The 22854-nt window shown below is 38.9% G+C and carries 16 protein-coding genes; 8 read left to right on the plus strand and 8 right to left on the minus strand.

Annotation, left to right across the window (positions count from 1 at the left end; genetic code table 11):
- Nucleotides 1-85: 85 nt before the first annotated feature.
- The 6 genes from purH (at nucleotide 86) to rodA (ending at nucleotide 7584) form a co-directional block, all read left to right on the plus strand.
- Nucleotides 86-1612, plus strand: a complete 1527-nt coding sequence (gene purH / locus BMX11_RS11070) for a bifunctional phosphoribosylaminoimidazolecarboxamide formyltransferase/IMP cyclohydrolase (protein ID WP_090884178.1) — start codon at nucleotides 86-88, stop codon at nucleotides 1610-1612.
- A 246-nt stretch (nucleotides 1613-1858) separates the two neighbouring features.
- Complete coding sequence (locus BMX11_RS11075) at nucleotides 1859-2881, plus strand: rod shape-determining protein (protein WP_090884180.1); 1023 nt, start codon at nucleotides 1859-1861, stop codon at nucleotides 2879-2881.
- An 81-nt stretch (nucleotides 2882-2962) separates the two neighbouring features.
- A complete protein-coding gene (gene mreC, locus BMX11_RS11080) occupies nucleotides 2963-3805 on the plus strand; it encodes a rod shape-determining protein MreC (protein WP_090884182.1) in 843 nt (280 codons plus the stop codon).
- Entirely contained in the window at nucleotides 3795-4310 is a 516-nt protein-coding gene (locus tag BMX11_RS11085; protein ID WP_090884184.1) for a rod shape-determining protein MreD, read from the plus strand. Before mreC ends, BMX11_RS11085 begins: the two co-directional genes overlap by 11 nt.
- Nucleotides 4310-6325 (plus strand): penicillin-binding protein 2, encoded by a 2016-nt coding sequence (gene mrdA / locus BMX11_RS11090; protein ID WP_090884186.1) that lies wholly within the window; start codon nucleotides 4310-4312, stop codon nucleotides 6323-6325. The genes BMX11_RS11085 and mrdA overlap by 1 nt, the downstream gene beginning before the upstream one ends.
- The gene (gene rodA, locus BMX11_RS11095; protein ID WP_175474535.1) at nucleotides 6322-7584 is read left to right on the plus strand and encodes a rod shape-determining protein RodA; all 1263 of its coding nucleotides are present in this window, start codon (nucleotides 6322-6324) and stop codon (nucleotides 7582-7584) included. The genes mrdA and rodA overlap by 4 nt, the downstream gene beginning before the upstream one ends.
- Before the next feature lie 459 nt (nucleotides 7585-8043).
- On the opposite strand, the gene BMX11_RS11100 is transcribed toward rodA, so the two are convergent.
- The gene (locus tag BMX11_RS11100) at nucleotides 8044-9228 is read right to left on the minus strand and encodes a hypothetical protein (RefSeq protein ID WP_139180168.1); all 1185 of its coding nucleotides are present in this window, start codon (nucleotides 9226-9228) and stop codon (nucleotides 8044-8046) included.
- A 123-nt stretch (nucleotides 9229-9351) separates the two neighbouring features.
- Here BMX11_RS11100 and BMX11_RS11105 point away from each other — a divergent pair, with 123 nt between their 5' ends.
- Entirely contained in the window at nucleotides 9352-9933 is a 582-nt protein-coding gene (locus tag BMX11_RS11105) for a thymidine kinase (RefSeq protein ID WP_090884191.1), read from the plus strand.
- A 253-nt stretch (nucleotides 9934-10186) separates the two neighbouring features.
- A complete protein-coding gene (locus tag BMX11_RS11110; RefSeq protein ID WP_090884193.1) occupies nucleotides 10187-10990 on the plus strand; it encodes an NAD-dependent epimerase/dehydratase family protein in 804 nt (267 codons plus the stop codon).
- A gap of 140 nt (nucleotides 10991-11130) precedes the next feature.
- On the opposite strand, the gene BMX11_RS11115 is transcribed toward BMX11_RS11110, so the two are convergent.
- The 7 genes from BMX11_RS11115 to BMX11_RS11145 form a co-directional block, all read right to left on the minus strand.
- Nucleotides 11131-14508 carry a DEAD/DEAH box helicase gene (locus BMX11_RS11115; RefSeq protein WP_090884195.1) on the minus strand — a complete coding sequence of 1126 codons (3378 nt, stop codon included), beginning with the start codon at nucleotides 14506-14508 and terminating at the stop codon, nucleotides 11131-11133.
- 57 nt (nucleotides 14509-14565) lie between these two features.
- A complete protein-coding gene (locus tag BMX11_RS11120; RefSeq protein ID WP_090884296.1) occupies nucleotides 14566-15597 on the minus strand; it encodes a GntR family transcriptional regulator in 1032 nt (343 codons plus the stop codon).
- A 52-nt stretch (nucleotides 15598-15649) separates the two neighbouring features.
- Nucleotides 15650-17035 carry an FGGY-family carbohydrate kinase gene (locus tag BMX11_RS11125; protein ID WP_090884197.1) on the minus strand — a complete coding sequence of 462 codons (1386 nt, stop codon included), beginning with the start codon at nucleotides 17033-17035 and terminating at the stop codon, nucleotides 15650-15652.
- 18 nt (nucleotides 17036-17053) lie between these two features.
- On the minus strand, nucleotides 17054-18337 hold the full coding sequence (locus tag BMX11_RS11130; RefSeq protein ID WP_090884199.1) for a sugar isomerase: 1284 nt from the start codon (nucleotides 18335-18337) through the stop codon (nucleotides 17054-17056).
- A 172-nt stretch (nucleotides 18338-18509) separates the two neighbouring features.
- On the minus strand, nucleotides 18510-20630 hold the full coding sequence (locus BMX11_RS11135; RefSeq protein WP_090884201.1) for a bifunctional aldolase/short-chain dehydrogenase: 2121 nt from the start codon (nucleotides 20628-20630) through the stop codon (nucleotides 18510-18512).
- A 28-nt stretch (nucleotides 20631-20658) separates the two neighbouring features.
- The gene (gene rhaT / locus BMX11_RS11140) at nucleotides 20659-21753 is read right to left on the minus strand and encodes an L-rhamnose/proton symporter RhaT (RefSeq protein ID WP_090884203.1); all 1095 of its coding nucleotides are present in this window, start codon (nucleotides 21751-21753) and stop codon (nucleotides 20659-20661) included.
- A gap of 317 nt (nucleotides 21754-22070) precedes the next feature.
- Nucleotides 22071-22541, minus strand: coding sequence for a pyrophosphohydrolase domain-containing protein (locus BMX11_RS11145; RefSeq protein WP_090884298.1), 471 nt, complete (start codon nucleotides 22539-22541; stop codon nucleotides 22071-22073).
- Nucleotides 22542-22854 lie beyond the last annotated feature (313 nt).

Raw genomic sequence — 22854 nt, forward strand, 5'->3', positions numbered from 1 at the left:
CATTAAAAAAATTAAATATTGATAGGCTTTCCATTTCAAAAACCATACTGTTTTACTACCTTTGCGGCTCAAAATTTCGAGTAGAATGAGTCAACCCATTAAAATCAAAAACGCTTTAATTTCAGTATATTATAAAGATGGTTTAGCGCCATTGGTAAAATTGTTAGCCGCACAAGGTGTACAGTTGTTTTCCACAGGTGGAACTGAGCAATTTATCAAAGACTTAAATCTTCCGGTTACGGCTGTTGAAGATTTAACGGGTTATCCCTCTATTTTAGGTGGAAGAGTAAAAACTTTACATCCAAAAGTATTTGGTGGTATTTTAAACCGTAGAGGTTTGGAAGGCGATCAACAACAAATTGCCGAATATGAAATCCCTGAGATTGACCTGGTAATTGTAGATTTATATCCTTTTGAAGAAACCGTAAAAGCAGGCGGAACACCTGAAGAAATCATCGAGAAAATTGATATCGGTGGTATCTCTTTAATTCGTGCTGCTGCGAAAAACTTCAACGATGTAGTGATTATTGCCTCTAAAAACGATTATCCAACTTTACAGGCACAGTTGGAAGAACAGAATGGAGAAACCACCTTAGCTCAGCGTAAAGCCTTTGCTAAAAAAGCTTTCCATACTTCTTCACACTACGACACTGCAATCTTCAACTATTTTAATACAGAGGAGCCTCTAGACGTTTTCAAACAGAGCGTAACCGAAGCTAAAACTTTGCGTTATGGTGAAAACCCTCATCAAGGTGGTGTATTTTACGGCGATTTAGATGCAATGTTTACCAAATTGAACGGAAAAGAACTTTCTTACAACAATTTAGTAGATGTTGACGCTGCTGTAGCACTTATCGATGAATTTGAAGAGCCTACTTTTGCGATCTTAAAACATACCAATGCTTGCGGTGTGGCTTCTCGCCCAACAGTTAAACAAGCCTGGATTGATGCCTTAGCATGCGATCCTGTTTCTGCTTTCGGTGGTGTTTTAATTACCAACCGTGAAGTTGATTTGGCAACTGCTGAAGAAATTAACAATTTATTCTTTGAGGTGTTAATTGCTCCTTCTTATCAGGCAGAAGCTGTTGAGTTATTCAGCAAGAAGAAAAACCGTGTAATATTAAAACGTAATGAAGTTGAATTGAGCAAAAAACAATTCAAAACTTTATTGAACGGCGTAATTGAGCAGGATAAAGATTTGATTATCGAAGGTCCTGAGCAAATGACTACTGTAACGGATAAAGCCCCTACCGCTCAGGAATTAAAAGATTTATATTTCGCTAATAAAATTGTTAAACATACTAAATCTAATACGATTGTGTTAGTTAAGGATGATGTATTAATTTCCAGTGGTGTTGGACAAACTTCACGTGTGGATGCATTAAGACAAGCGATTGAGAAAGCAGCTTCATTCGGATTTAGTGTTGAAGGTGCTGCTATGGCTTCTGATGCCTTCTTCCCTTTCCCAGACTGCGTTGAAATTGCTGCTGATGCTGGTATTGCCGTGGTTCTACAACCAGGTGGTTCTATTAAAGATGCTGATTCTGTAGCGAAAGCTAATGAAAAAGGTATTGCCATGGTAACTACAGGTGTGAGGCACTTTAAACACTAGTAGAGGTATAAGGCGTTCTAAGTTGAAAGTTCTAAGTCCTAAGTTTAAAATTGAAAGTTTGGGCGGATGAACACCGAATAACGAGACACGACAAACAAAAGATGCCTGGTTTTAATTTTCTAAAGATTTTAATTGCCTTAAAAACAATTTAATGACTGAAGAAAATAAAACTTAATACAATAAAAAGCCTATTTTTACATTAGGAATAGTATAGTTTTAAACTAAAAACAAAGAAACATACCTTACATGGGATTATTCAATTGGTTTACGCAAGAAGTTGCCATCGATTTAGGCACTGCGAACACCCTGATTATACATAACGATAAAGTAGTAGTTGATGAACCTTCGATTGTTGCTTTTGATCGCACTACAAATAAAGTAATTGCCATCGGTCGCCAAGCGATGCAGATGGAGGGTAAAACCCACGATAATATTAAAACTGTTAGGCCATTGAAGGATGGTGTAATTGCCGATTTTAACGCTGCTGAAGCCATGATTAAAGGCATGATTCGCATGCTAAATGGTGGCAAGGGATGGATGTTCCCTTCTTTACGAATGGTAATCTGTATTCCTTCAGGTATTACAGAGGTAGAAAAACGTGCCGTACGTGACTCAGCTGAAATAGCCGGAGCAAAAGAAGTTTACTTAATCCACGAGCCAATGGCTGCTGCTGTAGGTATTGGTATTGATGTGGAGGAGCCAATGGGTAACATGATCATCGATATCGGTGGTGGAACAACAGAAATTGCTGTTATCGCTTTGTCAGGTATCGTTTGCGATCAATCTATCCGCGTGGCTGGAGATAACTTCGATTCTGACATTGTTAACTACATCCGCCGCCAGCACAATATCATGATTGGTGACCGTACAGCAGAGAAAATTAAAATCGAAGTTGGTGCAGCTCTTCCTGAGTTGCAAGATGCTCCAGGAGATTTTGCTGTTCAGGGCCGTGATTTGATGACAGGGGTTCCAAAACAGATCACCGTTTCTTATACCGAAATTGCACACTGCTTAGATAAATCGATCTCGAAGATTGAGGAAGCGATTTTAAAAGCTTTAGAGATTACTCCGCCAGAACTTTCTGCAGATATTTATCAAACTGGTATTTATTTAACAGGTGGTGGTGCTTTATTAAGAGGCTTAGACAAACGTGTTGCTGCTAAAACCAAATTACCAGTTCACGTTGCTGAAGATCCATTACGTGCCGTAGTTCGCGGTACAGGTATCGCCCTTAAAAATATCGGTGGATATAAATTTTTAATGCAATAACCTTTAGTTTGGAGTTTGGGGTTTTGAGTTGGGAGTAACCAGTCAAAACTCCAAGCTTTTAACTCACAACTCCCAACTCAAATGCGTAACCTTTGGATTTTCATCAGCAGATACAACGCATTTTTCCTGTTTATCATCTTTTTCACGATTGGGATCTATCTCACGGTAAAAAACAATGCCTATCAGCGTAGTGTAACACTCAACTCAACCAATGAGGTGGTAGGTAGTGCTTATGAACGGTTAAACATTTTTAAAAGGTATTTAAATCTGGGAATGGTAAATGACAGCTTAGCGGCTGAAAATGCCAAGCTTAAAACACAAATTTTAGCTTTAACCACAATTGATACGGCTAAAAATGTAAAAGTGGTTGATACCATCACCCAACAACAGTACACCTACTTACCGGCAAAAGTGATTAAAAACTCCATAACACTGAGGAATAACATCATTACGATTAATAAAGGCTCGTTAGACGGCATAGAGAGCGGCATGGCTGTACTTGCGCCTCAGAAAGGGATAGTTGGCTTTATTCGTGATGTTTCCGAGCATTTAGCCACCATCCAATCGCTTTTACATAAAGATGCAAGAATTAGCGTAACCCTTAAAAAGAATCACGCATTAGGCTCTTTGGTTTGGGGAGATGGAAATTTTGATATTAAGAAAGCCTTCATCAAAGAGGTACCCAACCACATTAAAATGTCGGTTGGAGATACGGTGATCACTTCTGGTTATGCATCATTTCCGGCTGGAATACTGGTAGGGAGAATCAGTAAAACAAATGTTGCAACTAACGATAACTTCTTATCTGCAGAGCTAAATCTTTTTACCGATTTTAGCACCCTGCAGTATGTATATGTAGTTAAGGATAAACTGGCAACGGAACAAAAGAACCTTGAAAATGTAGCAAAAACCAATGAACAGTAGACTATTAATCGTAAATGTAATCCGTTGGTTTATCTTGCTCTTTGTGCAGATATTCTTACTCAAGAATATGGGTTTTTACGACCTGTCTACACCGTTTATTTATGTGCTTTTTCTACTTTTGCTTCCCTTTGGGATGCCGAATATCCTACTCTATTTATTGGCATTTGGAACAGGTTTAACGCTCGATGCTTTTTACGACACCATGGGTGTACATGCTACAGCCTGTGTGGTTCTGGCTTTTGTAAGAATAGCCTTTATTTCCATTAGCTTAAACCGGGATGCAATTGACGATCCCGAACCTTCGTTGAGCTATATGGGCTTTCAATGGTTTGCGCTTTATGCTCTACTTTGTGTTTTAGCACACCATTTGGTTCTTTTCTTCTTAGAAACATTCAGGTTAACCGAAATTGGCTATACCTTAATGAGATGCGGCTTAAGTTGTATCTTTACGCTACTTATTATTTTATTGGTGGAGTTTATATTCTATAGGAGAACAGCGCGCTAATGGATCAATTATTTAACCGAAAATATACCGTACAAGGATTATTCATTATTGTTGCCCTAATTTTATTGGGGAAGCTATTTTATATACAGATTGTAAGTGATAAATATTTTCTTTCTGCCGAGAGTAATGTATTGCGCAAAATATATAAATACCCTGCCCGTGGTGCCATTTTAGACCGGAACATGAAGGTTATCGTGCAAAACGAGCCTGTTTATGATTTAATGGTTATCCCTAACGAAGTAAAGCCTTTTGATACTTTAGCCTTAGCCAAAGCATTGGATATTACCATTGAGGATGTGCGCAAAAATTTACGCAAAGCCAGAGGCAAGTCCAGTTATCAATCTACCCCCTTCTTAAAGCAAATCTCTGTTCAGAGTTATGCCCGTCTTCAGGAAATTATGTATCGTTTTCCAGGATTTAGAACTCAGGACAGAACGGTTCGCCACTACCCCGATAGTGTTGCTGGTCAGCTTTTTGGCTACGTAAGGGAGGTGAGTGATGATGATATCGAAAAATCTGATGGGTATTATAAACCAGGCGATTACAAAGGTAAAAGTGGATTGGAACGCTCCTATGAAGAAGTTTTAAGGGGTGAAAGAGGGGTGATTAATACGGTTTACGATGCCCGAAATACCCCACAGGGAAGTTATGCTGATGGGAAATATGATATTAACGCCGTTTCCGGCGAACGCTTGATTTCAGGAATTGATATTCAAGTCCAAAAATTAGGCGAAGAACTTATGAAGAATAAGGTTGGCGCTATTGTAGCTATTGAACCTTCTTCCGGAGAAATTCTGGCATTGGTAAGCAGTCCCGGTTACGACCCTAATTTACTGGTGGGCCGCGACCAGGGCAATAATTACATGGATTTGATTGGTAATCCCTACCGTCCTTCTTTAGTTAGACCTATACAAGGATACTACCCTCCGGGATCGTCTTTTAAGCCAATCGATGCCTTAATTGGCTTGCAAGATGGTGTAATTGATCCTAATACCACTTTCTTCTGCCCAGGCTATTATATGGCCGGAAACCATAAGGTTAAATGCGAGCACGTTGATGGTAGTATCAGTATGAGAAAAGGTATAGCCAGAAGTTGCAACACCTATTTCTGTAATGTTTTCCAGAAGCTGATTACCAAAAATGGCATGAAGAACCAAAGGCAGACTTATCAGGAATGGCGAGACAAAATTGCTAAATTCGGCTTTGGCAGTAAACTGGAAGTAGATATTCCTTTTGAACGAAAAGGGTATTTTTATAATGCCGATCATTACGACAAAATTTATGGTAAGCGCTGGGGATACACAACGGTAATTTCTCAAGCCATTGGACAAGGGGAAATTACGGCTACACCTTTACAAATTGCTAATGCCATGGCAATTATCGCCAACAGGGGCTATTACATCAAGCCACATTTAATAAAGGCCATGGGCGATAAAAATCTGATTAAAAAGGATTATGTGGCCAAAAATTATGTGGGTGTTGATGCAAAACACTTTGAGCCAGTAATTGATGGCATGCAAGATTGCGTAAACAGTCCATGGGGAACCGCAACACTTTCTCGTATCCCGGATATCATTCTTTGTGGTAAAACAGGTACAGTACAGAACCCTCATGGTAAAAACCACTCGGTATTTATTGGTTTTGCGCCAAGGGATAATCCGAAAATTGCCATTGCTGTTATTGTAGAAAATGCTGGATATGGAAGTACTTATGCTGCTCCTATAGCCAGTTATATGGTAGAAAAATACATCAAGCGAAATGTTAGCGGTTCAAGGGCATCGCAGGTAGAATGGATGAAAAACCAAAACTTACTTCCAGCATTGATTGATAAAGCTAAAAAAATGAAATTAACCAAGGCGGATAGTTTAATCATTAAAAAAACAGATTCACTTAAAAGGTTAAAAGACAGTTTAAAAATAAAATCGGCAAATTTAAAAACCTCTTCGGTAGCCAAACCGAACATGCTCAAAGCGCCTGATTTAAGTGCAGTTAAAACCGAAATTCAAAAACAATGATGCAACAACAAGGCAATCGGTTCTTTTTTAATGTAGACTGGATTACGGTACTTATCTACCTGGCCCTCTGCTCAGTCGGTTTTATCAACATTTTTGCATCTGTTCCGCCTGAACAATCTGCTGTTTTCAGCTTTAATGCGTTGTATGGCAAGCAACTTATTTATGTAATTACCGGATTAATTTTAGGATTGTCCATTTTATTATTTGATGGAAGACTCTTTAATGTCTTTTCCCCTTTTATATACGGGGGTACCCTTGTACTGTTAATGGCCGTTTTGGTAATCGGAAATAAAGTAGCCGGAAATCAGGCCTGGATTGCAATAGGCTCATTTAAACTGCAGCCAGCAGAATTTGCTAAATTCGGAACCGCCTTGCTCCTCGCCAGGTATGTGGGGAGCTTCAATCCCAAGTTTAGAGACTTTAAATCTATTGCCATTGCTGCGTTGATTGTTGGTGCGCCTTTGTTACTCATTATGCTCCAGCCCGATACAGGTTCTGCGCTCGTGTTTTTAGCGTTTATGTTCCCACTTTATCGCGAAGGTTTATCGGGATATTTCCTATTGATATTTTTAGGAATGATTGTGTTGTTTATTGCTGATTTCCTGGTACCAACCTACATACTCATCAGTATTATTGCCCTCATAGCCGGACTTTTTATTTACAATAACCAAAGAAAGCAGAAAATTATTTTCTCGACCATTTTGGTTACGGTACTGGCTATAGGTTATTTATTTCTGATTAAAGTAGCGTACGAAAAGGTTCTGGCACCGCACCAGAGGAGTCGTATTGAGCTGATGCTGGGCTTAAAAACGGATAATAAAGGCGCTGGATACAATGTGATCCAATCGCAGATTGCTATTGGTTCGGGGCAAGCTACCGGACGTGGTTTTTTACAGGGAACCCAAACAAAATATGGTTATGTTCCGGAACAAAGTACAGACTTTATTTTCTCTACTATTGGTGAAGAGTGGGGTTTTGCGGGTTGCTCTGTTGTGATAGGCTTGTACATATTTCTGCTCTTAAGGCTCATCAACCTGGCCGAGCGTCAACGATCTACCTTTTCTCGTGTTTACGGCTATAGTGTGGCTTGTATTTTATTCTTCCACGTATTCATCAACATCGGCATGACCATCGGGATTATCCCCGTAATCGGGATACCTCTTCCACTCATCAGTTATGGTGGTTCTTCACTCTGGAGCTTTACCATCTTGTTGTTCATCTTCCTGAAACTGGATTCTAACAGGATGGGTTTTATTTAGGGGCTGAGTTGGGAGATGTGTAGGTGCTGAGTTGTTTTGTTCACCTGCTTAATTGTTGACCATTGATCTATTGTTTAATTGCTGAATTGTTTAACTGTTTAATTGTTGAAAACCCAGGCGTAAATAAAGCGTTTAATATCGTTGCGAAGCTGGGGATCTGTTGTTGAATTGTTTAATTCCTGAAAACAAGCGCACAGAAAGTCCATCACGTCATTGCGAAGCTGGGTGGTGTGGGCTGAAGCAATCTACTTCAACAGGGTGGATATTTAGCAAAAGTAAGCAGGGAAATTTGTTGTCCCCCTACTTTTCAAAGCAGGGGATATTGGATTATGCATTTGCGGTGATTAGACCAGTATGGTTTCATCACATTAAAGTTCCCGAATGCAGCGTAAACTGTTAACTACGGCCTGAAAACTGCTATCTAAAGACTGTCAACTGAAAACTGCCAACTGAAAACTGTTATTTAGCAAATCTCCTATTCAACACTTCATAAAACTGATCAACAGTAGATTGCTTATTCGCCCAGTTATTCTTGGCAGCATAATTACTTTGCAGGAAACTATCTGCGGCTTCGAAGCTGTTCATCTTATTTACAATATCTATTGCTTCCGAATAAGCCAGATTATATCCGTTAAATAGATCTTTAATAAACAATAGCTTTTCGTTCAAGTTAATGGCTTGTTTCAAATCTGCTATTGGTGCTTTAACAGTTTCCTGTGGGCTATTGCTCTTAGCCAAAAGGTCATTTAAGGTAGGAATTGCCTTTGTTTCAATGGGCGCTACCGTTGGCTTAACAGGTACAGCCTGAGGTGTAAAAACTGGTCGCTCTTCAACTGGAGCTGAAATAACAGGCTCATCCAGGTCAACACCTTTTAGCGCTTCAATAGGTTCTGCAACTGTAACCTTTTCTGCCTCAACATCTTCTTCTATCCTAGATTCTACAACCGTATCAGGCTCTTCATCTTCTTCCTGGGCGATCAAAAAGGGTTCTGGTCCAATCTCATCATCCTCAGTTACCGAAGCTTCATATTGTACGGCCTCAGGTAGCAATTCTTTCTCCTGAATCTTTTTCTTCTGCGCTAAAATTTCTTCTTCTTCTTTACTCAACTTGCGGTCGAAAATTTCCTCTACAGGCTTTGCTTCATAATCGAACTGATCGTTTTCGCTATGGGTACCGAGAACAAATTCAAAAGTATGATCGTCCTGATCTGGTTTAAAAAAGTCCTTATTTAAAACTGCATCTGCAGTTTCTTCCTGAATATGCTGTTCTTCCAGTACTTCCTGCTCAGGCTTGATGTCTACCCGTTCCTCTTCTTCTTCGGCAGTAGCAATTTCTTCTAATTCTGAGAGTGTGTTTTGCTCTTCTACAAGCGCGGGTGTAGGTTGTTTTTCTGCGAGAATCTCTTCTGCTATGGTAGGGACTTGAGCGATTGGCGCTGGACGTTCAACAGCCGCTTCTTTATTCTGTGTATTTAACTTTTTAACGATGTGGACATGATCAGAAAGGAAATTGGCGTTAGCGAGGAAAAGTTCTACCTCTAAATCATTTAATTGTTGAGGATTTTGGGCTAAAAATTGGTACTGCTCATTCAATTCCGCTAAAATGTGGCCTATCTTCTTGAAAATATCTTGCTGGTTCATCATAAATTATAAACGAATTTTTGATCGATTTATGTTGGTAACTATGTATTCAAAAATAACACATAATTCTCATATTTGTTCGGTTTAAAATTCATAGAAATTACGTAGGGCAACAAACGATCGGGAATGTTATTTAGCGAACAAAATTTTAGAAGAAGGGGCGAATTTTCTGGAAGCATAGAAGTAGTGTGCGGTTCCATGTTTTCTGGTAAAACAGAAGAGTTAATCAGAAGATTAAAAAGAGCCCAAATTGCTAAATTGAACGTCGAAATCTTTAAGCCCCGCACAGATACCCGCTACCATGAATCGGCCGTAGTTTCTCACGATTTAAACTCTATTTCCTCTACGCCTGTTGATAGCTCCTCAGCTATTTTATTATTAGGAACCAATACGCAAGTGGTAGGTATTGATGAGGCACAATTTTTCGATAATGAACTACCTGAAGTATGTAATAAGCTTGCTTTAAGAGGCATACGCGTAATTGTTGCAGGTTTGGATATGGATTTTACAGGTAAACCATTTGGCCCGATGCCTGCACTTATGGCTATTGCAGAACATGTAACCAAGGTAAATGCAGTTTGCGTTTGTTGCGGAAATCCAGCGCTCTACAGCTACCGCACGGTGGCCGATGAATCAACTGTGCTTTTGGGTGAAAAAGAAAGTTACGAGCCTAGATGCAGGGCGTGTTATAATGTGGGTAAAGGGTAGTTTGGTGAGTTGTTTAAGTGACTAATTGCTTGATTGGTGAGGTGTTTATTGACTAAGTGCTTAATTGTTGAACTGTTGAACTGAAAAATGTAACTGAAAAATTGCTTAGTTGGTGAGCCGTTAATCGGTGAGCTGTTTAATTGACCAATTGCTTAATTGTTGAACTGTTGAACTGAAAACTGCCAACTGAAAAATTGCTTAGTTGTTGAACTGTCTAGTGAAAATTGCCAACTGAAAACTGCTAACTGAAAAAATGGATACACATCAAATCAATACCATCTCTATACTGGGTTGTGGCTGGTTCGGATTGGCTTTTGCCCAGGCTTTAGTTGCTCAGGGGTACGCGGTTAAAGGCTCTACCACCAGTGTCGAAAAATTAGATGTGCTAGCTGCAAATGATATCAAACCGTATTTGGTTAATTTTACTGCTGGGAAAGTTATTGCCGATCCAAGCTTTTTTGAAGCTGATGCCTTATTTGTCTGTATTCCCCCGAAAAGAAGTTCCACCGAATTAAATGACTATCCTCTCAAGATTAGTGCTATTTTAAAAGCTGCTGAAAACAAAAGCAAAAACATTGTATTAATCAGTTCTACAAGTGTTTATGGCGATGAAAACAAAACAGTTGACGAGCATAGCGATACAAATCCCGACACGCCATCCGGGAAAGTGGTTTTAGCAGCTGAAGCGCTTTTTAAAGCACAGTATCCATCCCGTTTTACCATTATCCGCTTTGCTGGATTAATCGGTCCAAACCGAAACCCAGGAAGATTTTTTGCCGGAAAAACCGATGTTCCAAATGGTTTAGCTCCCGTGAATTTAGTGCAACAGGTAGATGCTGTTGGCTTCGCCTGCAAGCTATTGGAGAAACAAGCCTTCGGAAAAATTTACAACGTTTGCGCTCCCGAGCATCCCACCAGAACTGATTTCTATACCGCAGCAGCTAGGAAAGCTGATTTAACCCCGCCATCGTTTATCGCAGAGAAAGTTCAATGGAAAGTTATTAATAGTGTGAATGTTCCACAACTGGGATATGACTTTCAGGAAAAGTTGAAATAGTTTAATAGTTCATTGGTTCATTAGCTCATTGGTTCACTGGTTCACTGGTCACTACAATTAGAATTGAACATAAAAATATAGCGCTCATCGCTATATATAAGGACCACGCTATTCTTACAAAAGCGGAATGACTGGGATATTTAACTCAACAAGCCTAGCAGTTCTTGCTTATTCATTTTTTTGAAAAGCTCTCCATCAGTTTGTATCACATCACGAACCAGGTTCTTCTTCGTTGCCTGGAGCGTCATAATCTTCTCTTCTATCGTATTTGGACAAATTAACCTGACGGCCATTACATTCTTATGCTGACCAATGCGATAGGCCCTGTCAATAGCCTGGTTTTCTACAGCAGGATTCCACCATGGATCTACCAGATAAACATAATCAGCCTCGGTTAAATTCAAACCTACACCGCCAGCTTTTAAACTAATTAAAAAAACAGGGATTTCTTCATTCTGTTGGAAAGATTCTACCACTTGTTTCCTATTCCTGGTCTGACCGGTTAAATATTCATATCTGATGTTTCTATGCTCCAATTGCTTTTTTATCAGATCTAACATGGTTACAAACTGAGAAAATATCAAGATTTTATGATTGGGGGCCTTACTTTCGATCTGTTCCAATAAAACATCTATTTTAGAAGAAGCCTGCAAATAAGATTTACCATCTGCCAAAAGGGCCGCAGAATTACAAATCTGTCGTAATCGGGTAATTCCTTTTAGCACATGCATCGAACTTTTAGGTAATTCATCTTCGGTTTTACCCAAAATATAATCCTGAATTTCTTTCTTATTGGCCTCATAAACCTCTCGTTGCTCCTCTCCCATCTCACAGTATAATACCACTTCGGTTTTATCCGGAAGCTCTTTAGCCACCTGCTCCTTGGTTCTTCGCAAGATAAAGGGCTTGATTTTCCGCTGCAATTCAGCAGCTCTTTTACTGTCCTTAAACTGATCAATGGGTGTTGAATAGAGATCCGCAAACTGCTGCTTCGTGCCGAAAAGCCCTAAACAAGCAAACGAAAGTTGTCCATACAAATCAAATGTGTTATTTTCTATTGGCGTACCCGTCATTACGATCTTATTGCGCGATTGCAACATCCTTGCGGCCTTATACCTTTGCGATTCGGGATTCTTAATGTTCTGAGATTCATCTAAAAAGATGTAATTAAAGCGATAATCCTTTAAAAATCTAATATCTGAAAGTAATGTACCATAAGAGGTTAAAATCACTTCATAGTGATCAAAATCATCCACCACCTTTTTTCTATCGTTACCATAAATGGTTTTGACCTGAATTGAGGGGGCAAATTTCTCTATCTCTGCTTTCCAGTTAAAAATTAGCGAAGCAGGAACTACCACTAAATTGGTGTTAAAAGAAACCTTGGTCCGTTGCGAAAGAATGAATGCCAATACCTGGATAGTTTTCCCCAAGCCCATATCATCTGCTAAACACCCGCCAAAATTGAAATCGTCAAGAAAATTAAGCCAATTGAGACCATCCTTTTGATAAGGTCTTAATTCTGCGTTTAATTCTTTCGGGACGGGAACTTCTTCAATCCAGTTGTTGTCATTGAATTTCTGTTTGTAACTGATGATTTCATTTCTTACTTCTCCATCCAAAACAGCATCCTCATAAATCTCATCAAGCGTGGCAAAGCTAATTTTTGGTGTCAGTATTTTCTCCTCTACAATTTCCCCCGCACTAAAATACTGTGTAAACTTAATTAACCACTCTTCCGGCAATATGCCCTGCGTTCCATCATCCAGCATTACAAACTTACTTTTGTTTCGAATAGATTTATGGAGATATTTCAACGCTACTTTCTGCTTCCCAAATTTCACCTCGGCTTTGGTTTCAAACCAATCTGTCCCGCTCAGCACCTCAATGTTAATCTCTGCTTTGTAAGGATTTAAAGCATTATTTTTTAGCTGATTAAAGCCCAATATATGAATATCCTTCGCCCTCCAAACCTCAAAAGTTTCTAAAAACCAGTCCAATTCCAGGAACCGCTTCCGATGCAGATAAAAAGAATCATTGGTCTCTTGTTCAAAGAAGAAAGGATGTTGCTTCATGATATCAGCAATAAACTGAAGCTCTGCCGGCTCATCCCGCTGAAGGGTAAAAACATTTCCCAGTTTATCCTGCGCCTGAATGGTCTTTTTAGAAAGCACCGGAATTTCCAGATTACCGTATCGCATTACCGGCGTAATTAAAATAAAATCTTCAGATTCTGACAGATACAGTAACTTTTCTACTTCCAAATCAAATCCCTTTTCTTCAATTTGACGTTTGGTAGCTGGTTTTAAGTACGAATAATCTACATGGATGCTACCTTCTAAGGGAATTAAAATCAGCTTCTGAAATTCAGCATATTTAGATTTATGAATAATTAACCTGTTGCTTTGCTTTTTAAAGAAGCTGATCACCTTTAGAAAATCCAGGCGATCGATCAAATACAATTGATCTGCGAGTTTAACAAAATACTGATAGCAAAGCACCAATTGGTCAAGTTCATAAGATTTTCCATCAATATTTAATCTTCCTGTAATCTCGTAAAAATCTTCCTTCTGATTAACTAAAAGTCTTAAATCAACCGTTAAGGGCTTTAAGATTATTCTTTTGATGGAAGAAGCTTGAATATGAGCAGAAACATGTGGATCATGCTGATAAACAGGGATCTGCAATGGGTTTTTAACCACAGCCCTTAAAGCGACGATTTCTGCTTCCGATTCATCGTCATTAAAGTTTTGCTGAAAGCTGGATACCCCACTAAAAAACCTTAAGTCGTCAGCCTCGTGGCTCTTAAAAATAAGATCTGTAGGATTAACGGATTGGAGTGGGTTTTTAACTTTTCCACCCTTAGTATGCTCAGCCTCAAAAATTTCTATAACTAAATTGCTATAATACCGGTGCTGGCTTAAAACCAAAATCAATTGGTCTCCCTGGTGAGCTTTGGGGATTCTATTGGTTGCTTTGGGCAACAACAGCTCCTCCAACTGCCGCTGGGCTTCTTTATCAAATGCCTGAAGCGGAATTTTCGGTTTAACAACTAGCCGGTTATCAACGAGATGGAGATCAAAAAGTAAATCCAGGTTGGCTTCATGCTCCAATCCATAACTTAATGCTTGTTTCTTTAAATGAGCTGCTCTAAGGGGCTTATCAAAAAAGATTTTTAGCTCCTGTCGCTGATGGATGTTATATAAAACCTGAGCCTGATGCTCGCATAAACGATTTTTAGGATGATTGCACCTGCATGATAACTTTAGCTCATGCTGATCCTGCTTTACGATAACGGGAGGGAAAAAATCGCTTGAATCGGGATGATCAAAAACAGCAAAATCAATTTCAATCTGTTGGGCCTGAAGATGGTAAAAATACTTTTTACCCGTATCCACCTGATTACTCTGGTGCTTAAGAATGACAATTGCACTTAGATCTTTAAGGTTGAAATCCTTCAAGATATAATCGTATGGATGTTTTTCTTCTGCTCCGTCTTCGGCCTGATATCCCCTCATGAACTCGATGTATATAAAAATTAAAATTAATAAATTATATACGTTACGCAGGTATCCTTAAAGAGATTTGCGTAATTTAAGGTAAAAAGGAACCTCCACTTTCTCCATCTTATTGTAAAGGATAAGTTCTGCGGCCTCCGTTCCTAATCGGTTAAAGTCAGTAGAAATGGTAGTAATTCCATCCAGTATGATGCTCTTTAATGGCGTTTCGTTATAAGAGATCACCCCAACATCCTTTCCAATTTTAAGTTTTTGCGCAATAAGCCTTTCAATAAGCATAACCAAATCATCTTCCATCAGGTTGATGTATACTTCACCAGGATTAATCACTTCATCCTTAATGTTATGGATCACTTTATGATCAAATGCGTACTGCTGGCAAAAACGATAGAAACCCGTTAAAATTTCGTGAGGGAAATAGCTGTTTTTAGGAAAAATAATCTTTAAGGTATTGTAGTGAGAAAGGCGATCTAAAGCCTGCTCTAATGCTGCATAAATGTCTTGAGCGAAATTCTCATATGCCGCAGCGTAATCGCCGGAAATGCCTGGCAAGAGCTTGTCTAAAATAACCAGCTTTTCCTTGGGTAAAGTATTGATGATTTCATGTGCATTCTCTCCACCTTCTAAAAAGTGGGGTATAATGACAAAGTGCGTATAATCGTTGCGCTTACTGTTGAGCAACTTCTTAAACAAGGCAAAATCATTGTTGTAGATGTAAAAATCTATCGAAGCCTGCTCGCCAATGGCCTTGATAAAGGAATCGTATATGATTTTTTTATGGGTACTCAACTTGTTAAAAAACAAGCAGATTTTAAGCTTGCGTGAAAAATCGGTGTTCACAATAAAGTATCCCTTACCAGGCACAGAATCTACAACACCGAGTTTTCTTAAGTGCCGATATCCCTTTTCTGCAGTATCTCTGGAAATTTCCAGGCTAAAGCTCAACTCATTAATAGAAGGCAACAAACTATTTTTAACCAGCTTCCCACTTTCAATAGCGGCCAAAACGGCATTGGTTAATTGCTTGTACTTAGGTGTTGAAGAAAACTCATCAACATGGATATGGGCTATAAAATCTTCGGGCTTCAAATCAGTAATCTCCAATGGTTAGTTTTCGAATATAGCAATTTTATGTTATACGCTATGAAACTAAACTCCTTTGGATTGCTGAATAATACTTTAACTGGATCATATCTGTTGGTGCCGGATTCGAATTCCAGGCATCATTAATGGCCAGTGCGGTACCGATAGCAGTTGCCTGCGATACGGATGAGGCATAAACTTCTATGTCTGGAATAGATGTAGCTAATAGATGCATGTAAATTGCATTTTTACCGAAGCCACCATCTACAAATATCCTTTTCACCCCAGCATTTAAAATCAGTTTCAAAGAATAAATCTGTTGCTTAACCAAATCAAAAATCAATTGATGATAAGCTTCTTCTGCGGTTTGAAAAAGACTTAAATCTCGATCTGGAAAGGCCGAATTAAGTGAGAATTCCTCCTGTGGATTTTGGTTCTCAGGGATCTTATTCGCTAATTTCAGGATCAATCCCGGATTAAACTTAAGATGTTTAAAGAGATAAGCAGCACGGTCAAAATGTTGTGCAATGCGCTTAAGTTGCTGCTCATGCTCATAACCTGCAAAAATTCGAGAGGCCTTTACTGCTTTGCCCTTGTAATGCATGTAGCAAAGACAATCTTGCTTGAGCTCTTCTGCTGTTAAAGGTTCCTGATTAAAAGGGTTAAGACTGATACACCAGGTTCCGGTAGATAAGAGTACAAATGGGGTATTAAAATTAGCCAGATATGGGATCAATGCGGCTGAACTATCATGTAATCCAACACCTACTTCAAATTTCTGACCTTCAAAGTTAGTTTCCTGACTCGAGTCGGCAGGTGTAAACACACCAAACTTGGTGGTAATACCCTCTTCGTTTACCCAATCGTGGTATTGTTTTTTATTGAAATCCCAAAGCTGGGTATGACAGCCAATGCTGGTAATATCGGCCACAGCTTTTCCGGTAACCAAATAACTTAAGTATTGCGGCAAGTGTAATGCCCACTTTACCCTCTCAAATATTTCTGGCTTTTCTTTTTTTAGACGATACAACTGCATGCCCGAATTTAGTGAACCTAAAATGGGCGATGCAGTTGCCAAAGAGATCTGTTCTTCACCACCGTACTTGGCATAGAATTCTTCTTTTAACGCCTCTGGGTATTCTTTTAAATAATTGTAAAGCGGAGTTAGGGGTTTACCTGCTTCATCAAGATATACGAAACTTGCGCCATAAGTAGAAAAATTAATGGCTTTAATATCGTACTCTTTCAGTTGCATTACCTGATGCAAAGAGTCATAAACCGATGAACGTAAACTTTCAAGATTTTCACAAGGTTCTCCATCTTCATCTTTCGTTTCTACAAACCTTGCCGAACGCTCGTAAACAATACGATAGTTCTCATCTATCAGAAACAATTTTTTGTTGGTTTTCCCAACATCAAATACCGCTATTACAGGTTTTGCCATCTTTTCCGCTGCTGAAATTTATAAGCCTGTTGCTACAGTGTTTAATCCACGTTGTTTAACCAATGATTGTCTGCACTGCAAATCGCGATATAAGCCAATTGGCGATAATGCTGCTCCGGCTCTTAACCTGGCCTCCGCTACAACTGCCCTTAAATCACTACGGAAAGTGTTTTGCAAAATTTCCTGTGCTGCAGCCACATCATTATTATCCTGAGCAGCTTTTAATGCTTTTCTGTCTACTAACAATGCCTGGGCGTAGGCAATCATAATTGCTTCTACCGATTGTAATAAGTCTTCCAAAGGATCCTTAACGTTATGAGAAGCATCGATCATCCAACCCATATCTTTCGCATGGTTCATATTTTTAGCATCCATACCTTCTACCAATTCGTTAAAAATTAAGAATAACTGGTATGGTTTAATACTTCCTGCGGTTAAATCGTCATCGCCGTATTTAGAATCGTTGAAGTGGAAACCACCCAATTTTCCTTCCATTAACAATAGCGCAACAATTTGTTCAATGTTAGCATTTGGTAAGTGGTGACCCAAATCAACCAATGTATAGGCTTTCTTACCTAGTTTGCTGGCATACAATAAAGATTGGCCCCAATCTCCAACAGTTGTGGAATAAAAGTTAGGCTCAAATGCTTTATATTCTACAAAGATTTTCCAATCATCTGGTAAAGCAGCGTATATTTCGTGTAAGCTTTCTAAAGTATTTTCAAAAGCATTTCGGAAATTTAACTGTCCGGGAAAGCAAGAACCATCGGCCAACCAAACGGTTAAAGCATCCGATCCTAAAGCTACACCGTGTTTAATCACTTCGATATTGTGTTCAATAGCTTGCTTACGTATCGCCTTATTTACATTTTGTAATGATCCAAACTTATAGCTATGTGGCGAACCTGCCTGATCCTGAAAAGTATTGGAGTTCATGGCATCAAACTTTAAACCATAGCTGGATGCCAATGTTTTTAAAGCTGCCGCATCCTGAGGGATATCCCAGGGAATATGTAATGATATAGCACCACTTGCGGCATTTAATGCATGAAGTAAGCCTACATCTTCAATTTTTTCTTCAATGGTACGAGGCTCACCGCCAGAAATGGCAAAACGGCCAAAACGTGTTCCGCCTGTACCTAAAGCCCAACTAGGAATAGCAATTTGGAAATCTACCAGTTTTTGAATCACACTTTCTAAATCCACGTGTGACCACTCCTCTTTCAAAAAATTTAGCTTACGCTGATGCGAAGTTAAAAGGGAATCGTTGTGTTTTTCTATTTGGTTCTGCTCAATATTCATCAGGGTATGATTTGGTTAAGGTTGATAATATCGTCATTTCAATGGAATGAAATCAGAAGCTCATGTTTTTTAACACTTTTGCTTCTATTTAACGATTGAATTGTTAAAGTCGCTTAAGGTCTGCGAATAAATCGCAGACCTAATAAACAACTTACTAAAACTAAATTTAAATTTATCTTACAAAGGCCATGGCTACTCCACCATCAACGTTCAATACATTTCCTGTTGATTTATTGAGTAAGCCGCCAACAAAGGCAAAACAAGCGTTGGCAATATCATCTGGCAATATAATCTGATTCAATAAGGTACGCTTCGCATAATAGGCTGGTAACTCTGCTACCGTAATACCGTAAGCCTTGGCACGGCCTTCAGCCCATCCACCAGCCCAGATATTACTATCACTGATTACTGCATCCGGGTTAACCACATTAACACGAATATTATCTGCGCCAAGCTCAGCTGCATTTAATCTGCTCAAATGTAACTGTGCTGATTTTGCACTACCGTAACCAGCGTTGTTTGGACCACTTACCAAGGCATTTTTACTTACAATATTGATTACATCGCCACCAATACCTTGTTTTTGCATTACAGCCGTAGCCGCTTGCGTTACAAAGAACTGGCCTTTCACCAATACATCATATAATAAATCCCAGTCCTTTTCAGTGTGATCTCCAATGGTTTTAGAAATGGAAAGTCCTGCATTGTTTACTACAATATCAACACCACCAAAGGCCAAAGCTGCAGCTGCAAAAGCACCTTGAATATCTTCTTCGCTGGTCACATTTAAGATTGCAGTACTGTAAGCGTCTTTACCGAATTGTGATTTAAACTCTTCTCCTGCTTCCGCCAAACGCTCTGCATTCATATCGTTCAAAATAACCACACCACCTTCAGCTACAAATCTTTTTGCAATAGCTTTACCAATTCCACCGGCACTTCCAGTAATTAAAGCAATTTTACCCGTAAGTGGTTTTGGTTTAGGCATACGCTGTAACTTTGCTTCTTCTAACAACCAATACTCAATATTAAAAGCTTCCTGATGAGGTAAAGAAGTATATTCTGAAACCGCTTCAGCACCTTTCATTACATTAATGGCATTAATATAGAATTCTGCCGCAACCCTTGCTGTTTGTTTATCTTTCGAGAAAGTAAACATACCAATACCTGGATATAAAATTACAACAGGGTTGGTATCGCGAATAGCAGGGCTGTTTGGATGCTTACAAGCTTCGTAATAAGCGGTGTACATTTCTCTGTATTCTTCAAAAGCTGGCTCCAAAGCTGCCTTTAGCGCTTTGCCATCAGATAAATCTGCATCACTAGATAAACTTAAAACCAAAGGACTGATTTTAGTTCTTAAAAAGTGATCCGGGCAGCTGGTTCCCATTGGGGCCAGGCGGCTTAAATCGTTAGAATTAATGAATTCCAATACCCTTGCATCATCTGTAAAATGGCCAATCATGTGTTGTTTTGAAGAACATAGACCGCGCAAAACCGGTGCGATTGCTGCTGCTTGTTTTTTACGAAGATCAGCTGCTGCACTTTCGATTTTTTGTCCACCAAAAACAGGACCTTTCTTACCATAGTTCTGCTCCAAATAATCAGAACAGATTTCGATTACTTCTAAAGTATTCAAATAACTTTCGTAGGCTGTATCACCCCAGGTAAATAAACCATGTGAACCCAACATGATACCACGAATACCTGGATTTTCATCTAAACACTTTTTCAGTTGTAAACCCAGCTCAAATCCTGGTTTTTTCCATTCTACCCACCCAATTGTTCCATTGAACAATTCCTGAGTAATTTTCTTTCCATCCTTTGCCGCTGCAATTGCAATAGCCGCATCTGGATGTAAGTGATCAATATGTTTGAACGGTAAAAATCCGTGTAAAGGCGTATCAATTGAAGGTGCTTTTGAGCTTAAGTCAAAAATACAATGATTAAATAACTCAACCATTTCATCCTCATGCTCCACACCTCTGTAAATATTTTTCAGACTGCGTAAACGGTCTACATATAAGGCCGCTAAACCATTTTTCTTTAAGGTACCTAAATCACCGCCAGAACCTTTAACCCACATTACTTCGGTTTCCAATCCTGTAAGTGGGTCTTTTTCCAACAACTTACAAGAGGTATTACCACCGCCATAATTGGTAAGGCGTAAATCGGCACCTAATAAATTTGAGCGATAAATGAGCAATGCAACTTCATCGCCGGCCAATTTTGCCGCCTCTTGCTCATCCCATAAATAACTTACATGTTTATAACTTTTTGTATCGACTGACATACCAGTATTTTATTTAAATTTTTAATAATTATCCTTTTATTCTATTACCATAACCTACAATTAAAACCGAGGCAATGATGGTGATGATACCTACTACTACAGTGAGCAGCGTTTTTTTAGATACGCCTTTCCATTCCTTTAATACCAAGCCCCAGGTATTGGCAATTAAAATGATAAACGCCATGTGTAAAATCCACGAGCTTGCACCATTACCCAATTTACTTTCGCCCATTCCGTAGAAGAAAAATTGTAAAAACCAGGTTGTACCTGCTAATGCAGAGAAGATGTAGTTTTTGAGTAGTGGAGTAGAAGCGTTAGTGTAATCGCCAAATGTTTTATTACGGGCATTTAAAATCATACACCAGATAAAATTCGTGGTTAAGCCGCCCCAAAGCACAATCACATAAGTAACGTTATTTTGATATAAGAAATTTCCCGCTTCAGCAGGGTTTGCCGCTCTCCAAATCGCATTTGCAGCATCCGCCATTGGCTTACCGGCTTCGATTCCGAAATTAAAACAAGCACTCAAAACACCAGATACAATCCCTACGAATAAGCCTAAACCAAATTTATATTCGGTTTTAACTTCCATTCCATGTGGATCTGTAACATCTGTTTTCATCTCCTTCTCTTTCATCATCCCAGCTTTACCGCAGATAACAATTCCCAACACGCACACCAACAGTCCCAATAAAACCATTCTACCCCAATCAGTGCTCAAAAACATCGAGAAGGTATCTTTTCCCGCCTGTGGAAAGAAATCAAAATAAATTGATGGTAAAATAGAGCCTAAAACCATGCAAAGGCCTAAAATGATACTACTTCCTAAGGAAACGCCAAGATAACGAACCCCTAATCCGTAAGTTAAACCGCCTATTCCCCACAATACCCCGAAGAAATAAGTTAACCATAAAATATTGCCACTTGCGTTAGCGATGATATCGGTAAAGTTCGGAATGGTTAAGAATGCAGCTAAAGGTGGAACGATTAACCAGGAAAATATACCACCTACGATCCAATAACTTTCCCAAGCCCAACCTTTAACTTTTTTATATGGAATGTAAAAACTTCCCGACGCGAAACCGCCGATGAAGTGAAAAATTACGCCTAGAATTGCCTGCATGCTCTGATTAAATATTTGGTTGTCTAAAAATATAAATTGACTAAAGTTTAACTGTTATGCACTGTTCTGCACATCTTGATTTAATCTTTTACTAAAGCTCAAACTTCAAAATTAAATTAACAAGTTAAACTATATTCATATATAAATATAATGTTCAACAATAAAAATAAACAATATTTCTGAAAGGAAAAGAAAAGGAGTAAAATTTGATGCCCGATTTTGTAACAATTGCGCTAGCTAAATAGAGGACACAAAAAAAGAGCATCCGGTAATGAATGCTCTCTAATATTTTAGGAGTGTTAAACTTTTGCTTCAGCTTAATACACTAAATGCGACTTTAAATCTGCAGGAGAATAATTAATGGATTTTAAGGTCTTATCATCCGCCTTTCTAAACACCAGAAATAAACCGTCAATCTCCTTATAATAAGATTCTGTTTGATCTTTATCTAAGTAATACTGTATTGTTTGCTCTGCTTCCTCAACGGTTTTACAAGCTTTACTCATGTTAGAGCGGTGAACTTCATCAAACAATGTTTTAAACTTCCCGCCTAAACCAAACTCGTGTATTGCACCAGCCAATACATATTGAAGATCGCAAAGTGCATCTGCCACCTCTACTAAATCATCATTTTCAATCGCCTCTTGAAGCTCTTTCAATTCTTCTGCCAATAAAGAAACCCGTAAGTCTGCCCTTTGCTTCGCAGGGATAACAGGATTTTCGAGGATTGGATGTTTAAAAGTAGTGTGAAATTCAGCTACCTGATTGAGTGAATTCGTTTCTTGCATAACCATGGTTTGATTTTATTCTTTACTGATGCAAACTTAAAAAAATAGCCATAAATAATTTCCGGAACTTTTGCACATCGGGAGCAGTTCTCAGTTCTCAGTTACCAGTTGGCAATTTTCAGTTCAACAATAAAAACAGTTCCCAGTTCTCAGTTGCCACCCAAACAATTCAACAGTTAAGCAATTAGACAGTTAAACAATCAAACAACTCAAAAAGCAACCAGCTCACCAACTCACCAGTTAAACAATTAAACCAATTCTCAATCATCAGTTCTCAGTTACCATGCAAACAATTAAGCAATTCAACAATTAA

It is taken from the genome of Pedobacter rhizosphaerae (assembly GCF_900111155.1).
Classification (GTDB): Bacteria; Bacteroidota; Bacteroidia; order Sphingobacteriales; family Sphingobacteriaceae; genus Pedobacter; species Pedobacter rhizosphaerae.

Coding starts and splice junctions, on each gene's coding strand:
- purH (WP_090884178.1), top strand. CDS start 86: ATGAGTCAACCCATTAAAATCAAAAACGCTTTAATTTCAGTATATTAT.
- BMX11_RS11075 (WP_090884180.1), top strand. CDS start 1,859: ATGGGATTATTCAATTGGTTTACGCAAGAAGTTGCCATCGATTTAGGC.
- mreC (WP_090884182.1), top strand. CDS start 2,963: ATGCGTAACCTTTGGATTTTCATCAGCAGATACAACGCATTTTTCCTG.
- BMX11_RS11085 (WP_090884184.1), top strand. CDS start 3,795: ATGAACAGTAGACTATTAATCGTAAATGTAATCCGTTGGTTTATCTTG.
- mrdA (WP_090884186.1), top strand. CDS start 4,310: ATGGATCAATTATTTAACCGAAAATATACCGTACAAGGATTATTCATT.
- rodA (WP_175474535.1), top strand. CDS start 6,322: ATGATGCAACAACAAGGCAATCGGTTCTTTTTTAATGTAGACTGGATT.
- BMX11_RS11100 (WP_139180168.1), bottom strand. CDS start 9,228: ATGATGAACCAGCAAGATATTTTCAAGAAGATAGGCCACATTTTAGCG.
- BMX11_RS11105 (WP_090884191.1), top strand. CDS start 9,352: ATGTTATTTAGCGAACAAAATTTTAGAAGAAGGGGCGAATTTTCTGGA.
- BMX11_RS11110 (WP_090884193.1), top strand. CDS start 10,187: ATGGATACACATCAAATCAATACCATCTCTATACTGGGTTGTGGCTGG.
- BMX11_RS11115 (WP_090884195.1), bottom strand. CDS start 14,508: ATGAGGGGATATCAGGCCGAAGACGGAGCAGAAGAAAAACATCCATAC.
- BMX11_RS11125 (WP_090884197.1), bottom strand. CDS start 17,035: ATGGCAAAACCTGTAATAGCGGTATTTGATGTTGGGAAAACCAACAAA.
- BMX11_RS11130 (WP_090884199.1), bottom strand. CDS start 18,337: ATGAATATTGAGCAGAACCAAATAGAAAAACACAACGATTCCCTTTTA.
- BMX11_RS11135 (WP_090884201.1), bottom strand. CDS start 20,630: ATGTCAGTCGATACAAAAAGTTATAAACATGTAAGTTATTTATGGGAT.
- rhaT (WP_090884203.1), bottom strand. CDS start 21,753: ATGCAGGCAATTCTAGGCGTAATTTTTCACTTCATCGGCGGTTTCGCG.
- BMX11_RS11145 (WP_090884298.1), bottom strand. CDS start 22,541: ATGCAAGAAACGAATTCACTCAATCAGGTAGCTGAATTTCACACTACT.